Raw genomic sequence first — 18,199 nt, 5'->3', positions numbered from 1 at the left:
TTTAAAATAATAATTTTATGAAGCCTTTTCACCTTTTAACCGGACAAGCATATTTTATTGTATGGAGGAATCCACTCATAAAAATCTACCTTTCTTGTCAAAGAGCATGCTTATATGCGTGCTCTTTTTTATTATGTTTTCTTTCATTTCTAAATAACATTTTTAACTCTGTTCATACTATGTTTTCAACTTTAGGTTACAAACCATTTCTGTAAGCGTGGTGTTTCCTTTGTACAACAGGTAGTTAGTTTTATTCATAACAGTACACCTCTGCACTATTCACTATAAATTTTCATATATTGTATTGTGCTTGTCCAAAACGTGAGGTTATTGCTCACGCAATCTAAATGAAAGAAAGGAGTGAAAATATGCGATCATCTAGTCGTAAGCTCACAAACTTTAATTGTAGAGCACAAGCCCCCAGTACACTACCAGCTCTCGGTTTTGCTTTTAATGCTACTTCACCTCAATTTGCAACACTATTCACGCCACTACTACTACCTAGCACGGGCCCAAATCCTAATATTACTGTCCCTGTAATCAATGATACAATTAGTACAGGAACTGGTATTAGAATTCAAGTAGCTGGTATTTATCAAATCAGTTATACATTAACAATCAGCCTCGATAATGTTCCAGTAGCCCCGGAAGCAGCGCGCTTTTTCTTGACACTAAACTCATCAACTAATATTATTGCAGGATCTGGAACCGCAGTCCGTTCTAATATCATTGGCACTGGTGAAGTAGATGTATCCAGCGGTGTCATTCTAATTAACTTAAACCCTGGTGATTTAATTCAAATTGTACCCGTTGAAGTAATTGGTACAGTAGATATTCGTTCTGCCGCTTTAACAGTTGCACAAATTCGTTAATAAAAACAATATGCTTGGTTAATTAACATTTAATATTCCTTATACACCCCAAAATATATGTTATAGATTTGACACACATTTATATCAAACAAGCATATTTTATTGTATGGTGACTATCTAGTCATACAAATCTAAAGCGTTCATAAGAGCACACTTATATGTGTGCTTTATTTTTTATGAAAATCAAGCTTTGAACAAACACCACACTAAAACAGCATGCATATAATGTCATGTTTCCTCTTTCAACTTATATTTTGGAGCAGAGCGCTATAAAAAGCGCTCTATATATTTAAATAAAGATTATATATATAAACTGCACATATACTAGAAACATACATACAATACTCATGATTATTTCAGAATTAGCCATTGAGCACCTTTTACAGTGCTCTTTATTTGTTACTAAGTAAGGGTTTTGTTAAAGAACTTAATAAAATTCAATATTTTGCTAATATTAATCATAATACAATCTGCTTCTTACCCAGGTTGTATCGAATAGAGCAGTTATTATAAATAGCTGCTCTTTTTTATTTTATTCCCTTTTGTTTTTGAATAACATTTTTAACCATGTTCATACTATTTTTGTAACTTAAAGTTACAAACTATTGCTGTAAGCGCAGCGTTTCTTTTGTACAACGAGCAGTTAGTTTTATTAACTAGCTGCTTCGTTGCGCAAAAGAAAAATCTGCACATGTATTAAGAACATACATAAAATATCTTGTGGGATTCTTTTTCAATATTAGTTTTGGTCATGGAGCACCTTAAAAAGCGCTCTTTACATTTATAATTAATAACCATTTCGCTCAAACATACTCACGGCTTATATTGGTTAAGCATATATTTACATAGACAAGACATAGCTTTTATTATGCATGCACAATTTTTGTGCATGTTTTTTCAATATAATATGAGGGATTTTTAACCATCTAAGAACCCCGCTTCACCAATATAGTTTCAAAATTTCCCATTTCTCATGTATAATACTCTCAAACAATCGAATTCTACAACCAGTAATGGAGGCATTTAAATGGGTAGTATCACAAAATTATCACAACAGCAATTAAACTTTAAACAACAATTGAATCCTAAAAACTATTCTCAAAAGGATAAAAAACTGACTCGTCGTCTTTTACTAACAATAGCTTTTATGCTATCTATGATTATTCCCGTCCAAATCTCTCTCTACAAGCAAGAGCAAGTAATTAAGGAAAAACAAATTTCACTTAATAACGAAAAGAAAAAACTATCTGAATTAGAAATACTTGGACGCTATTTTGACAACGATATTAAAACTTTAACAGAGAGTGAAGAAGGTATTTTAAAATTCGCAAGGAAATTGTATGGATTTTCTAAGCCTAGTGAAACTATATTTCAAATAGCTGAATAACCTTTTTTAAATAACTATTTTATTAAAACTTTTCACCTTTTAACTGGACAAGCATATGTTATTGTATGGAGACATCCACTCATAAAAACCTAGCTTTCTTATCAAAGAGCATGCTTATATGCTTGCTCTTTTCTCTTGTTATGAAATACAGATCTTTGTATAAAACTGCACCTCTCTAAAAACCATACATACAATAAGATGTGAACTCTTTTTTTCTAAATAAGTCTTTTGGTTATAAAGCGCCTTCCTCCCAAGGCACTCTTTAATTTTCAAATACGGATTTTGTATACTTTTATTCATTTCGCTCCCGATATTATATATACTAAATATATTGATATACGTTATAATTCCGTTGTGAAACATCACGTATTTCAAATACAACATCTTTTGATGACCTCTTATCTTTCCGTAAGAAGTCTTTTTTCAAATAACTATTTTGTTGAAATTTTAGATAGATGTTAATATTTTTAATAAAGGAGGTATACTGATGAAAAAATCATGGATAAAAATTTCTTTAATTATTTTCACAGCAATTTTCCTTTTAATAATCTTATATTTTGGTGGTATATCTATTTTTTGGAATAAGCCATAAATCAAGTACAGCTGTTATATTTTCCTAACTGTTCTTTTTTTATTTATTATTTGCGCTACTCTCAATTCCTACATTCGATTATCCTGTCAAAAAATTCCAAACGGATGGACAAACACCGCTTCAATTCTCCTTTTTTCTAATAGATTAAATTATAAGAATAAAAGGAGTGAACTATTGCAAAATGAATAGAAAAAAATACTCTGATAGTTATAATTGCTATAATTATGAAGATGATTACAAAAAGCACAAATCTTCTTGCCGTAACTCGGATCAAACGATTGTTAAAGTGTATTGTAATTGTAAAAGTGATCTTGAAAGTCAATCGGCTTTTAAGGCAACGCAAAATACCTTCCAACCACTTATTGCCAATCAACCTACTAGAGTTTTGTTTCCAGTTGAGGTATTTGATATTAATAATGAGTATGATCCATCTACATCGATTTTTGTCCCTCGTCAAAACGGTATATATACTTTTAATACAAGCATTATTTTTACCCCAACCGCACAAGCATCTGCCACAATAATTCTAGACATACAAGTAAATGGAATCAGTGTATCTAGAAACGAGCAAGGCGGCTCACCAAATGAATCACTTATTGTAAAAACTTCTACTATCGCACTATTACAAGCTGGTGACAGAGTTGACATATTAGCTGAAGCTGGGTCGGAAAATGGAACTATTGCAGGCGTTCCGAGTCTAACATATTTTGAAGGCGCTCAAATAAGTTAAGCTGTTCCTTTAAATATATAATCTTCTTTTAATATAGATGGTTCCTTTTACAAAATTTATTACCTGTTGAGCAGTTAGCTTATGCTAGCTGCTCTTTTGTATTGAGTTGATAATATTTTTCAGGTCTTATTTCTTTTCTACGTCATATAATTTTAACCTAAACATCCAGCTCAAAGTGTTACCTCCTATCTTAAAGAGCACTTATGCATGGTGCTCTTTTTTATTTTGTTTTCTTTCATTTCTGTATAACATTTGCAAACTATTTCTATAAGCGCAGCGTTTCTTTTGTACAACGAACAGTTAGTTTCATTAACTAGCTGCTTTGTTGTGCAAAAGAAAGAGTTTTTTAAATTGCACATTTATTAAGAACATACATAAAATATCATGTGGTATTCTTTTTCAATATTTGTTTTGGTCATGGAGCGCCTTAAAAAGCGCTCTTTAGATTTGTTAATAAATAACCCTTTTGTTCAAACATACTCACGATTTATATAAACTAAGCATATATTTACATAGACAAGACATAGCTTTTTATTATACATGCGCAATTTTTGTGCATGTTTTTTCTTTAATAAAATAACTATTGTTTTAGATTTCATAAATACAAACACTTGTCCATTTCATTTTGTTCTCCTCCCACATTTACTATTAGTAATACGAACTTTTCAGAGGTGAAAATAAAATGGATGAGTTTTTATCTTCTACTTCAATAAACTCTAATCTAGTTGGACCTACATTACCACCTATTCCACAATTCACACTGCCTACTGGACCTACTGGTGTTACCGGACCTACTGGTGTTACTGGACCTACTGGCGTTACTGGACCTACTGGCGTTACTGGATCTACTGGTGTTACTGGACCTACTGGCGTTACTGGACCTACTGGCGTTACTGGACCTACTGGCGTTACTGGACCTACTGGCGTTACTGGACCTACTGGTGTTACTGGACCTACTGGTGTTACTGGACCTACTGGATTACAATCTGTAGCTTACGGCACTTTTTGGCAAACGGAATTCATTACAGTCCCTTTCGGAGCTCCTTTTTCTTTTAATCAGGCTGAACCTTTGGTAGGGGGAGTTTCTCTGTTAAATCCTACCACAATTAATATCACACAACCGGGGGATTATCGCGTTTCTTTTATTTCCTCAATTAATTTAACTGTCCCTCTTACATTCCCTTATCAGCCTGTTATTTCTATACTATTAAATAACAATCTGATTCCAAACTTCAAAGCTACTTTCAGTATCCTAATACAAGATTTAGAGGATGTAGATTGTGATCAACTCACTGGAGAAACTATTTTATCAATTCCAGCCAATTCAACAATTCAACTTATAAATAATAGTTTTGTAGGTAATAGAGACATTGGTACATGCAATAATGGAATAAATGCTTTGGAATTAACCATTATCAAATTAAACTAGTACAATTTTCTCTTTAAAATTAGGTACTATTACAACATCTAGTTTTCAGTTTCCAATAATTTTTTTAATAACAACACACACAAAACAAAAAATAAATCCATAAAATGTTTTATATTCTTTTCTTTTTAGAATAAATAGTCTTTACAGGGCACTTCTCCAAGTGCTCCTACATTTACATATCAAATAGCATTTTTACTTATTTACAAGAGCGGATTTTATTATTTTGTACAAGCACTCTTTTCTTTTTTTTATACAATATATAGATATCTCAAAGAAAGGAGAGTAACATAAGTATGGCTGATTATTTTTATAAAGATGGTAAAAAGTATTATAAAAACCGATCGTATTCTCACCATCAAAAAGATAACTGTTTTATCAAAACCCATACAATATCTGCTTCAAATAGTGCTTTAGCTTTTAGTGTACCAGCTAACACTTCAAGAACATCTTTTGAAGATTTGACCAATAATCACAATAAAACATTACTTGATTTTCGCGTTCCTGGTGGTGTTCAACCAATTGAAGTAACCATTCGAACAAGAAGGTCTGGACCAATTACCTTTACAATAACTGCAGGTGAACAAAGGATATTTCAAGTTGAAGATTTTCAAAACCTCACTCTCACAAACAATACCAATACCGGTAGCACCATTAGTATATTTATTCAAAAAACATTTTGTATCTGCTGTAATAATCAAAATAATTTTCATAAAAAGTATTATAAAGAACAATCATATTCTTACTTTAAAAAAGATAACTGTTTTATCGAAACTCATACCGTAGCTGGTTCAGATACCACTCCAACTGAAAATGTCCCTGTAACCATCATCGTACCCTCCGACACTTCAAGAAGAGTTTTTGAAGATTTGACTAATAACCACAATAAAACATTACTTCAAATATCTGTTCCTGAAGATGTCTCCCCTATTGAAGTAACTATCCAAACAAGAAGTTCTCCCACGCCAATTATCGCGACTCTTGCTACAAATGAAACAAGAGTATTTCAAGTTGAAGATTTTCAAAGTCTTACTCTCACAAATAATACCGAATTCCTTAACTTCATTGAAGTATTGATTAAAAAAACATTTTGTATTTGCTGCAATGATAGGAATGATTCTTGCGATGAATATTACCGTGATTACGAATGTGAGTGTTAGGTTCATTCTCCAAAAGAATCCTTATAAAATGAAGTTTTTCTTTTACCCTTGTAGCATCTAATCATTCACATTTGTTCACTATTTTATCTCTTAACAAAATTCAAATTTAGTATTCATCAATAACTTCAATCTCATGTTAAATCTATGTAAAGATGGTTATAATTCACCCTATCCACCCTAGAAACGTTATATAATGAATTTGCAAACAATCGATTTGCACGCAACTAACTTTCCGTACGATATAACTCTTTACTAGGAGCAATCCTAGTCTTTTTTATTTCTCTCATATCAGTTGGGCCTTTCCAAATACCTGCTTGTTTCCATTTCTGCTTTACTATCGAATACATGGGCAACTAGTTTTATCTTTTATTAAAAATTCCATGTTTCTTCATCCCTTGAATATTTTTCAAATAAAAATACATACTATTTTCAAGCCGCCGTGTCCACGGCTAATACTTCTTTCTTTTGTTACAGCAGAAGCAGGTAGGTTCTTCACTTATCTGCTTTCTCTGTATATTTTTTAAGAAATCGATAATAATACCAACAAGCTGTTTGAACTAGCAGCTTCACTCTTCTCGTAATGAGGATGCAAATTATCACAATTAGCTAACTCATTGAACACACTGGCAGACAACCAAAATCGTTGTCTGCTTTTTGTATGAGATTTTTCGTTTTACATATACTACTTTTGAACCTGCAGACCAATACGAGCCATTTTGGTGCTTGGGATTTCCCTTCCGGGGATAAGTATTTTTTACTTATCCCTTTTCTGTATAGACACGTATAGTTAGGGTAAAACTAATTACAAGCAGATTTTCTGTTTATGCGTAGTTCTAAACAAGATTACTTTTTCTCCTATTAAAGGACGGCAGGTACGACTGCTAGTCCTTTTTTCTTATTTCGTATACTATCCCTTCTGTTAACTTCACACTACATTACCTTCATCGTCATAGTAAGCAATTTCCCAATTAGGATGGCAGTGGTGCTTCTCGAGTTCCCCATCGAACAAAACGAACAAATTAGTTTTCCAGTTTCCAACGATCGTACCCCAATACGAGTTTAATCCTTCATAAACTTCTCTTGTTCCATTTCAATAATTGCGGAATGTGTAATAAAAATATTCGCTCGCTTCAATACCTTTTCTTTCAACAAAAGTATTCTGCCTAAATAGTAGACATAATAAGTTCCGTTCTCTTTTTGCTGCAGCATAACATTCCCGTACAATTTGAATGTGTTACGAATTTCTTTCACCCCATCGTCCAAATCTTTGTTTGCAAAAGATTTTTTCGTATCGTTATATCAATTGATTTTTTCATAATCCGTATCAGCATCAGGGGAGCTAGTACGAATTGCTTTCTCTCGATTTTTTTCGATTAAATATTGTTCATACGTAAGTTGCACTTGTTCTTGAATTGCGACATGGCAGTAATACCCTTGCTCTACTGGTTTTGAACTATAAAATTTCCTTTATAACTTTTAAATACGGTGAATGAAATTTTTGTTTTTTCTTGCCATCATCCTTGTTGTATACAAACAAAAAAGAGCCGCAATATTTTGCGACTCTTTTACAATTATAACTATTTAACGGCCACGTCTTTGCTGACCTTGTTTTGTACTACCTTTTTTATTACTTGGCTTATTAAATGATCGATTATTTTCATTTCTCGAACTATTTCTTGAATCACTTCTTGAATCATTTCTTGAGCTATTTCTCGAATCACGTCTTGAACCTTCACGGCTATCTCTTTGACGATTTTGACCTGATTTCTTCGGAGCCGGCTTTGGTATCGGTTTCCCATTTTCATCTACACGTTTTATCTTCGGTTGTTCGATTATTTCTCTTTGTATTGGTGCACCAAGCGTTTTTTCAATTTCTTCTAAATGTTTTTCATCTTTCGCTGCAACGAACGTAATTGCAAGACCTGATCCACCTGCACGTCCTGTTCGGCCAATGCGGTGAATATAACTTTCTACATCTTCAGGGATATCAAAGTTAAATACGTGCGTTACACCATCTACATCCAGTCCACGAGCTGCTACATCCGTTGCGATTAAGTACTGAATTTTAGCTTCGCGGAAACTCTTCATAACTCTTTCACGTTTCGCTTGAGGTATATCACCATGAAGTTCAGCACAATTATAACCTAATCCTTTTAAATTATCATATAGCTTACTTGCTCTAACCTTTGTACGACAGAAAATAACTGCTAAAAATGGCTGATCACGATCCATAACAAAACGAAGTGCATCTGGCTTTGCACGATCTGTCGTCTCAATGACACGCTGCTCAATTGTATCTACCGTTACTTCTTCACTTTGTACTTGAATCATTTGCGGCTCATCCATATAACGCTTCGCCAATTTTTTAATATCTTTTGGCATCGTTGCTGAGAATAACATCGTTTGTTTACTACCAGGTGTCTCATCTAAAATATCTTCAATATCATATAAGAAACCGAAATAAAGCATTTGATCCGCTTCATCTAGTACAATCGTTGAAAGATTACTTAAATCAATTGTTTCACGTCGTATATGATCTAATAATCGTCCTGGTGTTGCAACAACAATATGTGTATTACCTTTTAATTTTCTCAATTGTTGTGCTACATCTTGCCCACCATAAATCGCTAGTACATTAATATCTTCTCTTTGAACAAGCATTTTTTTAATTTCAGTTGTAATTTGCAGGGCTAGTTCCCTTGTTGGTGCAACAATTAAAGCCTGAACATCACTACATTCTGGATCGATTTTTTCTAAAATCGGTAACACAAATGCTAACGTTTTACCCGTTCCTGTTTTCGCTTGACCAATAATATCTTTACCTGACAGTATAACAGGAATTGCTTTCTCCTGAATCGGTGTTGCTTCTGTAATTCCATTTTCACGTAATGTATGATTAAAAGTTTCACTAATTCCTAATTCTAAAAAGTTTTTCAAATTGACCACTTCTTTTCCTTATTTTTCACATTAGCTTTCATTGTACCATTTGTTTCGCCAAATATGAAAAATAAAAAAATTCTTATCTTCTTTTTTATATTCATCGTGTACTAGTCGGACAAATTCTTTTTGCTTTTTCTCGGAATTTATTAATGCTTCCATGTTAGTAGAAGACAAAATGAACTTCTTAATTTTTCTATTACTCCAGATTAATCTTGTATACTTTGTATCTTCGTGTAGCTTTCGAAACCACTCAAATTCGCTTAATTTGGCAATATGATGTTTTAATTTCATGTCATTTCGAGGATAAAATAAAATTATATCCATTATTACATCAAACAATAAACTCATCTTCTCCCCTCCTATACATATTTATTTCAATGTTACGGAAATATAGTTACAAGGTGATAAAATTGACCACTACATTGATAAAGATTTTTTGCATGTTTTTTTTACTATATTTTCAATCTATCACAATTATTATGGCGCAATCCCAAACAGATGTGATAAGTGGATTTAAACAAGCTTTACTCATAAATGATAAAAAATTAATGCAATCATATGTAACTGAAGGGATTGAACTACCTACTTTCCAAACAAATAAACCTATTCATGAAATTAAAATAGTACCATCTCCAAAAGAGGATACTACAATTCTTATTTCTTATTCCAAAGACACTCATGATGAATTTACTATCGGTTTCATTTTAGAAATAGTAACAAAAAATAATAAAATATCTCACATGAATCAAATTTATGATGGCAATCCACTTATGAAAGAAGCTACTATCGTAAAAGAATATGAAATAAAGTGTAAGGAACATATACTTACTCCTACAAAATTCCCGTTCGCAATTCACGAATTTCAAGGGTACATCTATAACGATTACTTAGAACTACGATACTACAATGAAGATATTAATGGGATTTTCAAAATCACTGTTTCACCAGTTCAAAACAAATTAGGATTCTACGTACATAGGGGCTCTAAGTTCTACAGTTTAAAAAATAATATAAAAGCATTATATAATCCTCATTTTGATTCAGCATATGAGCTCCTCTTTCAGAAAAATGGTTTTCAATACACAATTGCAATTGGTAACAAACGCTATATAAAAGGAGAATATAACGTAAAGGATTTAATTCAAATTGCAGAATCTATGAATTAAAAAACCGATCTTTTCTATATAAGAAAGATTGGTTTTTTATTATTTTATATAATGAATTTCCCTCCATGATAGCAATAATACTTTACGGCTTTAAGGCTTTTAATCCTCTTTAAAGACTCTTCCGCTTTTTCTATATCTAAACAAAAATTTGGATTAGCTATTACTAACTCACGATTCTCTTGAACGGCCGCATCTCCTGTAATTACACAGTTTAAATTCGGAAAATATAATGAAATATGTCCTGAAGTATGTCCTGGCGTCGCTACTATTTGACATTCATTATTTAAAATCATTTGACCATCATATACTTTTTCATCGACGGAAATATGTTTAATATTTTTTAACTGTTGTATAAACCATTTACCAAATTCTTTTTCTTCATTCGACATACATTGTAACATTTCTTCCGCTTGAACTAATCTCTCTGATTTTATTTCACCATTAATATAGTTTGATTCAATTTCACTCGCAATAATATTAATTTGAGGATATTTCACTTTGAAATCGTATAAAGAGCCTATATGATCGTCATCATAATGAGTAATAATTATATTTTTCAAGTTTTTCATCTCATACCCCTGTTTTAAAATTATATCTTCAATTAAAGGTAAAAGATGTATATACCCTGTATCTACTAAAGTTAATTCATTATTTACTATAATTAAGCTCGGATAAATACATTGTTTTTCCCCATTAAATTCGAATTCAATTGGTAGTTCTATTATCTTCATTTTTCTTCCCCCATACCACTTATAAAATGTTTAATAATAAATAAATCATCCACATACATTTTACTATACATATCACAAATAATTTGAATCCAAATGTCCATTTTGTTCAAATTCACGTTTAATGTGTAATTTCTATATAACAAAGAAAAAAGCACCCGTTATGGATGCTTCCTTATCTTACCTGCTCAACTACATAAATCAACTTGGGCCTATCCGAAACCTGATATGTATAGTCTTCATTTTTATGCATATATGTTTCTATCCTATTTATCACTTCAAACATTCTGTCTGAATTCGCACTGAAACGAGATACTGAATCACATAAAACTATTGACCCTTTCTTGTAAAAATTTATAATTTCATAAATATCTCGTTCTAAACAAACATCTCCTACTTGCAAATCCTCTTTCGCTTCATAGTTATAAATTCCCATGCTCATTTTCCCCTCAAATTGTATTTTTTCTTACAATATCCCCTTGTTACATAAATAATACCACGATAAAATTCCAAAACTCAAACTCATCGGCTTCATCTGAGAAAATAAAAAAGCCATCGCCGAAGCGACAACTTTCAAAAAGCTAGGAGAAAAGAGAGGGAAAAATGGTGCAAAACAAAGTAACACCTGAAATGCTAGATGAAGTGGCTAATGGTGCAATTCATACCAGAATCACATTAGAAGCTTATGAATCACCAACAAGTAAAGGGGCTAGTTCTCATCAATAGATATACCATTAGATTATTTAGAAGTAATTCAACATTGTACGAATGCAGAAATTAATGTAAAAAATGAACTTTAATACGTATTACCACCAAACGTTATCTGCGTAGTACCTTTACTTGGAACGAACACATACACTATAAGTCGTTACGTAACCAACATTCTATTATTTTGCACAGGTAATCCCCTATTTTTGTGGAAATATACAATAAGAAAAACAATAAAATTGATTATTCCCTCTCTTCTTTGTCTATCCTTTTAAAAAATATATTTTTTTGTAAAAGGAGTTTTTTAATGGAGAAACAGACACTTTGGAAAAAATTCAAGAAAAGCTCAGCAAACCTCGGTAAATCTAGCGTATATGAAAGTATTATTTTATACTACACAATGAGAAAAAAAGAGTTACCTACTAAAACAAAATTCATCATATTAGCTGCTTTATCCTATTACGTATTAACAATCGATTTCATTCCAGATATAGCTGCTATTATTGGGATTGGCTTATTAGATGATGTTTTAGCGATTGCCATAGCGCATAAATTTGTTATGCGCCATGCAGACGCTGAAATTCGAGAAAAGAGCAAAGTAAAAATGGAGTCATTATTTACTCCCGCACAAACATAATGAAAAAGGAGCTAATATAATTTCACTTAGCTCCTTTTTCATAAAACTATTTCACTTCATTCGCTACAAAAAATTGCTCACAAACACTCGAAATGCGCTGTAAGTCTACGTTCCCACCAGATATAACAGCTACTACTTTTTTCCCTTTAATATATGTATCAACTTTCCCTGCAAGTAAAGCAGCAGTAGCTAAAGCGCCTGCACCTTCTACAACAGCTTTACCACGCTGTAATAAGTCTTTCATCGCTACTTCTAATTCGCCTTCTGATACTGTTACAATATCATCTACTAATTCTTTTACAACTTCAAAAGTTAAATTGCCTGGTATTTTTACCGCGCAACCATCTGCTATAGTAGGTGCCTCATAATGTTCTACAATTGTACCTTTGTCATAAGATGTCTTCATCCCATGAACATTTTCTGATTGGACACCAATTATATTAATTGATGGGTTAAAAGATTTTAATGCAACAGCAATTCCAGAAATAATTCCGCCTCCACCAATTGGTACAATAACAGTATCTACATCCCACATATCATCAAGAATGTCCAAACCAATAGTACCTTGACCAGCCATTACCTCCACATCATCATATGGATGTAAATATGTTTCACCTGTTTCCCTAATAATCTCCTCACATTTTGCCTTCGCATCATCAAAGGTTTCACCATGTAAAACCACTTCAGATCCATATCCTTTAGTTGCATCAACTTTCGCCTGAGGTGCAGAAATCGGCATAACAATTTTACTCTTAATACCGAGTAAATGAGCAGATAAAGCAATTCCTTGTGCATGATTACCAGCAGAACAAGCAATTACTCCTCTCTCTTTTTCTTGATCTGTCAGCTGTGACATTTTATTAAACGCACCACGGAATTTAAACGAACCTGTTAATTGCATATTTTCTAATTTCAAGTGAATTTCTCCACCCGTTTTACTAGTCAAATAAAATGATTTTACTAATGGCGTTTTACGAGCATTTCTATCCAGAATGTTTTGAGCTTTTTTAATATCGTCTATATGTAATGGTAATTTTTTAGTTATCATACTAGCACCTCTTCCAATGTTCTATTCCTAAGTTTTCGTAAGTCGCAGCTCCTTTATACGAAAGCATCTATGTTAAGAAAAAGTCTTTATATATGTACCTCACTCTGTAATACATACATTTGCAAACAATTTAACATCCTCTTCATATCACGTTCTTTATAATCATTTAAACATGCAATTTGGATCCAGTTATTCTTTTGTAAATATGCTGATTCATAATGGATAATATATCCTTGTAATGCTAACGCATCACCTACTGTTTTAGAAGACTGATCTTCATCTAATTGAATCGTAAGTATAATTGGTGCGGCATGTTCTTTAGGTGAAACAAGGTTTAGTCCTATACTCGTAATAGCTTCTTCCATATAATTATATGTCTCTTTTATTTTTACAAATGCTGTTTCATCTTCAAATCTCTTCAATGCTTCTTGCAAAGCATAAATTAAATTCCATGAATGAGAATATGGAATACTTTCATTTTCTTCGTACATACCAATGTCCATATAGACCGGTAAAGTCTCGTTTACTTTCACATTATGATTATGAAAAACGAAAGATAATCCAGTAAACGATTTAATTGCCTTTCCGCTAACACCACTTGCAAAATATACATCCATTAAATCAATCGGTATCGCCCCAATTGAACTGATACAATCTACACATAGTTTCACTTTAAACTTTTTACATAAAACATTTAGCTCGTCTAACTCATTTAACATTCCGGTAGATGTTTCATGGTGAACAAACCAAAGCCATTCATAATTGCCAGTTTCCATAATTTTTTCTAATTCTGTATAAAGAAACGGTTCTCCCATTTCTTTTTTATACGTATCAAAATATAATTGCGCGCGTTTTGCGTGTCCAACTAATCTATTACCAAATTCCCCATTTGTTAATACTAATCCTTTTCCTTTTAAAGAACGTAACTGTAAAGCAATTGCATCATTCGCTAACGTCCCTGTTCCTAACAGTATTTGCACACGTTTTGCTTTTGTCATTTGCAGTAAACGTTTTTTGATATTTTCCATCGTCACTTGAAATGACTTGGAACGATGCGAAATCGGCTTAGTAGAAAATGCCTTTCGAACATTTTCTTCAATATCTACTGGACCTGGTAAAAACGTAAATTCTTTCGTCATTATCCCTCCAACACTCGACGCTTCAAACATAGAAGGAGTAACATACATTGGCTGAAAGGCTGCTTCTTCTGTACCAACTAACGTATGGAAAGATTTAAATCCCATTTGTTCATATAAAGGTAGTTCACGTGTTGTAGCAGAAATGAGTGCCAATTCATATCCATTTAGAAGCAAATAACGATGTAAAAAGCGAATTAAACCTAACAATGCTCTTCCATTTCGATATTCACGTTCTACTGAAAGTAAACGAATTTCATATACATTTTCTCCATGTTCTTCCAAATAAAAATCTAGATTTGAAATTTTATAATCTAATGAGAATGGTCGTTTTCCTCGCAATGCAACCATACCTACTAACTTATCGTCATGTAAACAAATTAAATATGTGTTTTCATCATGAAAACGATCAATACGAGCATGTTCTTTCGTTTCTTCATGTTGCGGAATTTCTTCTACAAATGTTTTATAATTCAATTTATGTATACTTTCAAATTCCCAATCTTGATCAGCAACTTTATAAATTAACCCCATGTTGTATCTCCTTTATTCATTTAATAAAAATTATAAGTGGAGATTAACTCCACTTATTAAAAGCTCATGTCATTCGCGATTTACATATAAAATAAGTACAATTATAAGTGCACTTAAAATAGTCGTAACAATAGAGTAAGAATACAAAATCATGCAAATTGGTAAACAAGCGATTGTAATTAGTCCTGGCTTCGTAAACCCTTTAAATATTAAATAAAATATAATGAAAACAGCAACAAGGGTAAGCGCTATCAAATAATCAAATGCGATTAATCCTCCGATAAATGTTGATATGCCTTTTCCGCCCTTGCCTTTAAATACAATTGGATAAATATGTCCAAGTAAAACAGCCAATAAAGCTAACATTACAAATGTAGAATCTCCAAAAAGGCATTTTGCAATAGAAACTACAATTGCCCCTTTAATTGCATCACCTAAAAATGTAGCAATGAAATATCCTTTTCCATATACGCGCCCCATGTTTCTTGCGCCAGGATTACCACTTCCTTCATCCCGAATATCAACGTTATGTCTCCATTTCGTTACTAGATAAGCAGTCAATATGTTTCCAAATAAATAAGAAACCACCAAATAAAAAAATTGCATACTATTAATCATGTAATCATTCACTTTCTACGTAGGAGTACTTATACAATATTCAATGACTATGTATATTGTACTTTTTTATCTGCATCCCTTTATATATTTTAACATCATATTTTTACAAATCATACAAAAATTCTCATGCTTCTATTTTTTAAAATATATATTCTTCATTAAATAATAGGTTCCTTTCGCTGCTGGTTCTGATTGTGATACAAAGGTAACTTCTCCTATACTCTTCACGCAGCATTTCTTAAATTCAGTATATATTTCAGGAACTAAACGCAATATGCTTCCACTTACTGCAATGGGAGTTGCAAACTTAAATTGCATCTTATTATAAAGATTTACTGTAATTCTCGCTAATTCCTTACCAGCTTGCATCATAATTTCATGTGCATCATCATTCCCATTTCTCGCTTCCTGAATAACTAATGGTGCGATTGCTGCAACTTTATCTTTTGAAGAACTATAAACTAGTCTTTTTATATGAGACGACGTCAAAAGTTGAAACTCATCTTGAATCCTTAAGCTTAATGGACAAAGTGCAACGCCTTGATCAAATTGATTTGCCATTCTCTTTAAACCTTGTAATGCAATCCAATATCCACTTCCTTCATCTCCTAAAATATGTCCCCATCCACCGCTATACTCGTGCACTTCTCCTTTTTTTCCTAGACAAATCGCACCTGTGCCGCCAATTGTTAAAATTCCATCCTTCCCTTGTAAAGCAGCTGCATGTGCAATCATTGCGTCATTAAAAACTTCAATTGGTGTTCCGTACTTCTTTTGTAGACGTAATATTAATTCATTTGTATTTGCTCCACTTATACCTGCTAATCCTAAACAAATACAAACGCAATTGTTATTTATTAAAGCTTTCTGGCAATGATCGATTGCTTCCATAATATGCACAAGAGCTTCTTCAAAATCTATTAATATATTTCCAAAACCGCCCTTACCCCTTATAATTTCCTTTCCGTCTTGATCAAAGGCAATTGCTTCTGTCTTCGTTCCCCCGCCATCTACTCCAATCATATACTTCATATATATTCGCCTCATTTTCTTCATATTGGCGGGAATGTTATATTCCCTAAAACTACAGATTGCTTTGCACCTGTTGCGCTTGGTACATTACTGGGATTACGATGATGCGTTTCATTTGCTAAAATTGCAAAGGCGATAGCTTCTTTCGCTGCAGAAGAATAGCCTAAATTTTCTTGAATAAAAATTGCGCATTTTTCTTCCTTCAATCCATTTCGCAACATTTCAACAAGTGTGCTATTATAACTGCCGCCACCACCTAATATCACCTCATCGATTTCATAATACGGCAGAATAAACTCCTTATAATGATGAATAATTGAACTCGCTGTAAACATCGTGACAGTCGTCAATATATTTTCTTTACTATGCCTTTCATACCGCTTCAATAACTCACTTACAAATTCTTCTCCAAACTGTTCTCTACCAGTTGATTTCGGTGGGTTCATTTTCAAAAATGGATGGCTCATACAATATGTCAAAATTTCATCTACAACTACTCCCTTTTTTGCAATCTCACCATTTTGATCATATGGCAACTGAAATAACCTTTGACATACTTCATCCATTACCATATTCCCTGGACCAGTATCAAAAGCCATAACGCTCTTATTACTTAGGTGACTTGGTATTACTGTAACATTACCAATCCCGCCAATATTTTGTAGCAGTCTATTTTTAGTTGAATGCCGATACAAAATAATTTCTGAATATGGCACAAGTGGTGCACCTTGTCCTCCTGCTGCCATGTCCATCGTTCGGAAATTTGAGATAACCGTCGTGTTCGTTTCGTATGCTATTACTGCAGGTTCTCCAATTTGCAATGTGGAAGGTATCATATTACCATCTTGCTTTGGCTGATGATAAATCGTTTGTCCGTGAGAACCTATTGAATCTAATTGTTTCAAAGGAAAATCGGCCTCTTTACAAACTTCTTTTACAGCATTGGCAAAACATAAACCCAGCTTAAAATTTAAACTGCATATGAGTTGTACATTTGAATTTTCTATTGATAACGCTTGTTGGATTTCATTTTTCATATCATTACAAAATGGAACTGTAGTAAAATGGATAAGTTCGACCTTAGACTCTACACCACTCCCTTCTATATGAACGAGCGCTACATCTATTCCATCTAACGAAGTACCGGACATTATCCCTGCAATATACATAACATGCATGACCTCCTATTCACTAAAAAACAATCATGTAAGTTACAAACGTACAACCGATCGAAAAGAATATAAATCTAAAAAACAACTGAGCTTTAGATGCAAACGATCCATCAATAAAAGAAATAACTACTGTAAGCAAAATACTTGCCGCAATGCTTGTAACGAGCCAAATACTATGCATTTGTGATAGATGTAGCATTCTTAATAAAGGTACAAAAAGTAAATTCGCACATATCACTCCAAATAATAATAAAAATACACCTTTATAACTAAATTTTATATTCATTCCATTTCACCTTCTCTCAACTTAATG

General features: G+C 32.7%; 19 protein-coding genes. 8 read left to right on the top strand and 11 right to left on the bottom strand.

The annotated features are described in order from the left end of the window. The first annotated feature begins 368 nt into the window (after positions 1-368). The 5 genes from exsF to ACQVV1_RS01395 all read left to right on the top strand — a co-directional run bounded on the left by exsF (position 369) and on the right by ACQVV1_RS01395 (position 6,167). Positions 369-872 (top strand): exosporium protein ExsF, encoded by a 504-nt coding sequence (gene exsF / locus ACQVV1_RS01415; protein WP_001257912.1) that lies wholly within the window; start codon positions 369-371, stop codon positions 870-872. Between the two features lie 1,027 nt (positions 873-1,899). After that, positions 1,900-2,259: a septum formation initiator family protein gene (locus tag ACQVV1_RS01410; protein WP_431168487.1), complete on the top strand. Its 360-nt coding sequence runs from the start codon at positions 1,900-1,902 to the stop codon at positions 2,257-2,259. Positions 2,260-3,032: 773 nt separating this feature from the next. After that, on the top strand, positions 3,033-3,581 hold the full coding sequence (locus ACQVV1_RS01405) for a C1q-like domain-containing protein (RefSeq protein WP_431168486.1): 549 nt from the start codon (positions 3,033-3,035) through the stop codon (positions 3,579-3,581). 682 nt (positions 3,582-4,263) lie between these two features. Beyond that, complete coding sequence (locus ACQVV1_RS01400) at positions 4,264-5,010, top strand: exosporium leader peptide-containing protein (protein WP_431168485.1); 747 nt, start codon at positions 4,264-4,266, stop codon at positions 5,008-5,010. A gap of 293 nt (positions 5,011-5,303) precedes the next feature. Further along, positions 5,304-6,167 (top strand): exosporium protein D, encoded by an 864-nt coding sequence (locus ACQVV1_RS01395; RefSeq protein ID WP_431168484.1) that lies wholly within the window; start codon positions 5,304-5,306, stop codon positions 6,165-6,167. Between the two features lie 1,059 nt (positions 6,168-7,226). Here ACQVV1_RS01395 and ACQVV1_RS01390 read toward each other — a convergent pair. The 3 genes from ACQVV1_RS01390 to ACQVV1_RS01380 all read right to left on the bottom strand — a co-directional run bounded on the left by ACQVV1_RS01390 (position 7,227) and on the right by ACQVV1_RS01380 (position 9,455). Beyond that, complete coding sequence (locus ACQVV1_RS01390; protein ID WP_242253211.1) at positions 7,227-7,418, bottom strand: hypothetical protein; 192 nt, start codon at positions 7,416-7,418, stop codon at positions 7,227-7,229. A gap of 330 nt (positions 7,419-7,748) precedes the next feature. Then, complete coding sequence (locus ACQVV1_RS01385; protein WP_431168483.1) at positions 7,749-9,113, bottom strand: DEAD/DEAH box helicase; 1,365 nt, start codon at positions 9,111-9,113, stop codon at positions 7,749-7,751. A 21-nt stretch (positions 9,114-9,134) separates the two neighbouring features. Next, positions 9,135-9,455 carry a hypothetical protein gene (locus ACQVV1_RS01380; RefSeq protein ID WP_242253209.1) on the bottom strand — a complete coding sequence of 107 codons (321 nt, stop codon included), beginning with the start codon at positions 9,453-9,455 and terminating at the stop codon, positions 9,135-9,137. Positions 9,456-9,484: 29 nt separating this feature from the next. On the opposite strand from ACQVV1_RS01380, the gene ACQVV1_RS01375 reads away from it, so the two are divergent. Then, on the top strand, positions 9,485-10,273 hold the full coding sequence (locus ACQVV1_RS01375) for a hypothetical protein (protein WP_431168482.1): 789 nt from the start codon (positions 9,485-9,487) through the stop codon (positions 10,271-10,273). Between the two features lie 44 nt (positions 10,274-10,317). Here the strand turns inward: ACQVV1_RS01375 and ACQVV1_RS01370 are convergent, their stop codons facing one another. After that, positions 10,318-11,004, bottom strand: coding sequence for an MBL fold metallo-hydrolase (locus tag ACQVV1_RS01370; protein WP_431168481.1), 687 nt, complete (start codon positions 11,002-11,004; stop codon positions 10,318-10,320). Between the two features lie 172 nt (positions 11,005-11,176). Next, a complete protein-coding gene (locus ACQVV1_RS01365) occupies positions 11,177-11,437 on the bottom strand; it encodes a hypothetical protein (RefSeq protein WP_063223862.1) in 261 nt (86 codons plus the stop codon). Between the two features lie 167 nt (positions 11,438-11,604). Between ACQVV1_RS01365 and ACQVV1_RS01360 the strand changes: the two genes are divergently transcribed. Next, the gene (locus ACQVV1_RS01360; protein WP_431168625.1) at positions 11,605-11,727 is read left to right on the top strand and encodes a hypothetical protein; all 123 of its coding nucleotides are present in this window, start codon (positions 11,605-11,607) and stop codon (positions 11,725-11,727) included. A 289-nt stretch (positions 11,728-12,016) separates the two neighbouring features. After that, a complete protein-coding gene (locus tag ACQVV1_RS01355; protein ID WP_242253205.1) occupies positions 12,017-12,346 on the top strand; it encodes a YkvA family protein in 330 nt (109 codons plus the stop codon). 46 nt (positions 12,347-12,392) lie between these two features. Here the strand turns inward: ACQVV1_RS01355 and tdcB are convergent, their stop codons facing one another. The 6 genes from tdcB to ACQVV1_RS01325 all read right to left on the bottom strand — a co-directional run bounded on the left by tdcB (position 12,393) and on the right by ACQVV1_RS01325 (position 18,172). Next, the gene (gene tdcB / locus ACQVV1_RS01350) at positions 12,393-13,394 is read right to left on the bottom strand and encodes a bifunctional threonine ammonia-lyase/L-serine ammonia-lyase TdcB (protein ID WP_242253204.1); all 1,002 of its coding nucleotides are present in this window, start codon (positions 13,392-13,394) and stop codon (positions 12,393-12,395) included. 86 nt (positions 13,395-13,480) lie between these two features. Continuing rightward, positions 13,481-15,064, bottom strand: a complete 1,584-nt coding sequence (locus ACQVV1_RS01345) for an aminotransferase class V-fold PLP-dependent enzyme (protein WP_242253203.1) — start codon at positions 15,062-15,064, stop codon at positions 13,481-13,483. Between the two features lie 69 nt (positions 15,065-15,133). Continuing rightward, positions 15,134-15,682: a glycerol-3-phosphate 1-O-acyltransferase PlsY gene (gene plsY / locus ACQVV1_RS01340; RefSeq protein WP_242253202.1), complete on the bottom strand. Its 549-nt coding sequence runs from the start codon at positions 15,680-15,682 to the stop codon at positions 15,134-15,136. A gap of 132 nt (positions 15,683-15,814) precedes the next feature. Further along, positions 15,815-16,714 carry a BadF/BadG/BcrA/BcrD ATPase family protein gene (locus ACQVV1_RS01335; RefSeq protein ID WP_242253201.1) on the bottom strand — a complete coding sequence of 300 codons (900 nt, stop codon included), beginning with the start codon at positions 16,712-16,714 and terminating at the stop codon, positions 15,815-15,817. A gap of 20 nt (positions 16,715-16,734) precedes the next feature. Next, the gene (gene anmK / locus ACQVV1_RS01330; protein ID WP_242253199.1) at positions 16,735-17,883 is read right to left on the bottom strand and encodes an anhydro-N-acetylmuramic acid kinase AnmK; all 1,149 of its coding nucleotides are present in this window, start codon (positions 17,881-17,883) and stop codon (positions 16,735-16,737) included. Between the two features lie 22 nt (positions 17,884-17,905). Further along, positions 17,906-18,172 carry a hypothetical protein gene (locus ACQVV1_RS01325; protein ID WP_242253197.1) on the bottom strand — a complete coding sequence of 89 codons (267 nt, stop codon included), beginning with the start codon at positions 18,170-18,172 and terminating at the stop codon, positions 17,906-17,908. Positions 18,173-18,199: the final 27 nt, after the last annotated feature.

Origin of the sequence: Bacillus basilensis (assembly GCF_050630465.1) — a bacterium.
In the GTDB taxonomy this organism is placed as follows: Bacteria; Bacillota; Bacilli; order Bacillales; family Bacillaceae_G; genus Bacillus_A; species Bacillus_A basilensis.
Note: the sequence above shows the minus strand (reverse complement) of the source record. Positions and strands in the feature narration are given on the sequence as shown.

Excerpts from the sequence above, each read along its gene's own strand:
- ACQVV1_RS01345 (WP_242253203.1), bottom strand. The coding sequence starts at position 15,064 with ATGGGGTTAATTTATAAAGTTGCTGATCAAGATTGGGAATTTGAAAGT.
- ACQVV1_RS01380 (WP_242253209.1), bottom strand. The coding sequence starts at position 9,455 with ATGAGTTTATTGTTTGATGTAATAATGGATATAATTTTATTTTATCCT.
- ACQVV1_RS01395 (WP_431168484.1), top strand. The coding sequence starts at position 5,304 with ATGGCTGATTATTTTTATAAAGATGGTAAAAAGTATTATAAAAACCGA.
- ACQVV1_RS01375 (WP_431168482.1), top strand. The coding sequence starts at position 9,485 with ATGTTACGGAAATATAGTTACAAGGTGATAAAATTGACCACTACATTG.
- ACQVV1_RS01360 (WP_431168625.1), top strand. The coding sequence starts at position 11,605 with ATGGTGCAAAACAAAGTAACACCTGAAATGCTAGATGAAGTGGCTAAT.
- tdcB (WP_242253204.1), bottom strand. The coding sequence starts at position 13,394 with ATGATAACTAAAAAATTACCATTACATATAGACGATATTAAAAAAGCT.
- ACQVV1_RS01410 (WP_431168487.1), top strand. The coding sequence starts at position 1,900 with ATGGGTAGTATCACAAAATTATCACAACAGCAATTAAACTTTAAACAA.
- anmK (WP_242253199.1), bottom strand. The coding sequence starts at position 17,883 with ATGTATATTGCAGGGATAATGTCCGGTACTTCGTTAGATGGAATAGAT.
- ACQVV1_RS01325 (WP_242253197.1), bottom strand. The coding sequence starts at position 18,172 with ATGAATATAAAATTTAGTTATAAAGGTGTATTTTTATTATTATTTGGA.
- ACQVV1_RS01400 (WP_431168485.1), top strand. The coding sequence starts at position 4,264 with ATGGATGAGTTTTTATCTTCTACTTCAATAAACTCTAATCTAGTTGGA.
- ACQVV1_RS01365 (WP_063223862.1), bottom strand. The coding sequence starts at position 11,437 with ATGGGAATTTATAACTATGAAGCGAAAGAGGATTTGCAAGTAGGAGAT.
- ACQVV1_RS01355 (WP_242253205.1), top strand. The coding sequence starts at position 12,017 with ATGGAGAAACAGACACTTTGGAAAAAATTCAAGAAAAGCTCAGCAAAC.
- ACQVV1_RS01370 (WP_431168481.1), bottom strand. The coding sequence starts at position 11,004 with ATGAAGATAATAGAACTACCAATTGAATTCGAATTTAATGGGGAAAAA.
- ACQVV1_RS01405 (WP_431168486.1), top strand. The coding sequence starts at position 3,033 with ATGAATAGAAAAAAATACTCTGATAGTTATAATTGCTATAATTATGAA.
- ACQVV1_RS01335 (WP_242253201.1), bottom strand. The coding sequence starts at position 16,714 with ATGAAGTATATGATTGGAGTAGATGGCGGGGGAACGAAGACAGAAGCA.
- exsF (WP_001257912.1), top strand. The coding sequence starts at position 369 with ATGCGATCATCTAGTCGTAAGCTCACAAACTTTAATTGTAGAGCACAA.
- plsY (WP_242253202.1), bottom strand. The coding sequence starts at position 15,682 with ATGATTAATAGTATGCAATTTTTTTATTTGGTGGTTTCTTATTTATTT.